Annotated in this window: 3 protein-coding genes; all 3 read right to left on the bottom strand. The window is 63.0% G+C overall.

The window, feature by feature from the left end:
• A partial coding sequence (locus ABT116_RS42595) for a DUF222 domain-containing protein (RefSeq protein WP_351646034.1) occupies positions 1 to 612 on the bottom strand: 612 nt, incomplete at its 3' end.
• Between the two features lie 98 nt (positions 613 to 710).
• Entirely contained in the window at positions 711 to 1,682 is a 972-nt protein-coding gene (gene egtD / locus ABT116_RS42590; protein WP_351646029.1) for an L-histidine N(alpha)-methyltransferase, read from the bottom strand.
• Positions 1,679 to 2,425: an ergothioneine biosynthesis protein EgtC gene (gene egtC, locus ABT116_RS42585; RefSeq protein ID WP_298775017.1), complete on the bottom strand. Its 747-nt coding sequence runs from the start codon at positions 2,423 to 2,425 to the stop codon at positions 1,679 to 1,681. Before egtC ends, egtD begins: the two co-directional genes overlap by 4 nt.
• Positions 2,426 to 2,512: the final 87 nt, after the last annotated feature.

The raw sequence follows: 2,512 nt of genomic DNA, 5'->3' as shown, positions 1-2,512 counted from the left end.
CGCGACGTACGTGGCGACGTCCACGTCGAAACCGGCGTAGCCCTGCGGCGTCTTCTGGTGAGCGCCGACCGCTGGAAGCATTCCGTCCAGAGTCGACATGCCGTCGTGCGACGCGCACGTCCGAACGTCCCGATCCGCCTCCGCACGAACTCGCCTGGCACGCACCCCATCAGGGTCGTGCCGAGCAATGAGACCTCGTGCGCGCGCCTTCAACTTGTTACCGGTTACACGGCAGGCACCGTCCACGAGGAGTCGCTCGATTTCATCGAGCGCGTGCTCGGAGACGTTGGCGAGAGCTTCGGACAGTGCCATCGCTTTGGCCAGATCGATGTCACCGCAAGCAAAAGCGGCCGCCACCCGCGGAAGTCGCCAGCGCAGGTCACATCCCAGTGCAATCATTTTCTGCGCGGCGTACTCCGTAATGCTCAGTATCGACGCGATCTCCACGTGCGCGAATTGACCCTGAAAAGCCTCGTTGACTCCAACCGCGGCGCCCTCCTCACAACGGTCCAGGTACAGCGCAGTGACTGCGTCGATCTCGAGGAAGTGGGCGCGCGCGATTTCCGCATGCTGCCGAGACAGCGCATCCGCGGAAATCATTGATTCGAACATATGATCGATACTACGGGCACCTACCGACAAGTTTGCGGAATCCCGGGGTAGTCACCGATACCCAAGGCGGAGACAGCATCCTCTGACGTGCGCCCACTTCACGCCCGCTGCGCACACAACAGCGCGAAGCGCTGATCCTGATCCGTCCACACCTTCCGTACCCCGAAGCCCGCCGACGCGAGTTCCGCGGCAATCCCGTCCTCGGTGAACTTCGCCGAGATCTCGGTTCGCAGTTGCTCGCCCGCTGCGAAGGTGATTTCCAGATCCAGGTCGTCGATACGCACCGAGAGTTCTCGAAGCGCTTCCAGTCGCATCTCGATCCACTCGTTCTCGGCGTCCCAGAGCGCGACGTGGCGGAAGTCCTCCAAGGGAAAGTTCGCTCCCAGTTGCTTGTTCAGGACCGCGAGAACATTGTGGTTGAACTGCGCCGTCACGCCGGCAGCGTCGTCGTAGGCGGGTACGAGAACAGCCGGATCGATCACCAATCCGACGCCCAGTATCAGGTTCTCCCCCGGATCGAGCACCGCCGCGATCCCCGAGAGGAAATCGGCTCGTTCTGCCGGAACGAGATTTCCGAGAGTTCCGCCGAGAAACGCGACCGCCCGCCGTCCGCCACCGGGCAGATGATGCAGCGAGCCGGTGAAGTCGCTGACCACTCCGACCACGTCGATTCCGGGAAACTCGGCACCGACCTGCTGCGCAGCGCCTTCCAGTGCCGTCACCGAAACATCCTGCGGTACATACGTTCGCAGAGTTCCGCGAGCGGTCATCGCGTCGAGGAGCAACCGCGTCTTCTCCGAGGAACCGGAACCCAGTTCGATCAGGATCTCGGGTTCGGTCAACGCCGCGATCTCGTCGGCGTACTGCGCGAGCAGGCCGCGCTCGGTACGGGTGGGGTAATACTCGGGTAAGGCCGTGATCTCCTCGAACAATTCACTTCCACGCGCGTCGTAGAACCATTTGGGCGAGAGCCATTTCGGCGTAGCGGTCAAGCCCTCCCTGGCCTCGGCTCGCAGTGCGTCGACCGATTCGGCCGGTGTCAGATAAACCTCGAGTGTAGGGGATTTCATTGTTCTCCCATCGGAATCGGAGTGATGATCAAATGACCGGGACGCACGCAGACTATGTGCCGGTCCGGCACCTGCTGCCAGTCCGGGAGTTGATCGAACGGTTCGGAAACGATCAGGGCCCGCGACTCGTCGACCCGCGTGTACAGCGTGTGGCCCCACGCTGTGGCCCACAGTTCCTGCCCGTCGCCGAACAGGAGGTTCAATCGTGAATCCGGTGCCACCGCAGCCACATCGTGAACGAGGCTCGTCACGGCGGCCTCCGCGGGCTTCGACTTCAACCGATGCCGTAGCACCGTCCACAACAAGGCAGCATCCGTCGGGGCGGGCATCTTCAGCAGTTCGACGGCGGGTACCTCCGCCGCCAAGTCGGCAAGTGAACCAGGCCAACCGGATACCGCTCCGTTGTGGCTGAAAGCGTAGGTTCCGTCGACGAACGGTGCACAGGCCCCGATCTCGACGGCCATCCCCTCCGTCGCGGAACGTACGGCAGCGAGAACGGATCCGGAATCGATGTGGGACAACGTCTCGTCGACAGTCGGGTCCGACCAGATCGGCGAGACACTGCGGTACCGTCCCTGCCTTCCACCGTTCCACCACGCCGCACCGAATCCGTCGGCATTGATGGTCCCGCCGCCACGCATCTCCCGAGGTGCCCACGACTGTCGCATCAGCGAGTTCTCGCCGTCGTGGAGGAGTTCACGAACCGAACGCGGCGGCCCGAGATACCCGAGGTGCCGACACATGTCAGGGTCTACCCGAAATCGTTCTGGCGCACCGAAAACCCGAGAAGATCTGGCGCCTGATCGGGTGGTCCCAGTTGCGGAACGTCC

Source organism: Streptomyces sp. NPDC002130 (assembly GCF_040296465.1).
Classification (GTDB): domain Bacteria; phylum Actinomycetota; class Actinomycetes; order Streptomycetales; family Streptomycetaceae; genus Streptomyces.
Note: the sequence above shows the minus strand (reverse complement) of the source record. Positions and strands in the feature narration are given on the sequence as shown.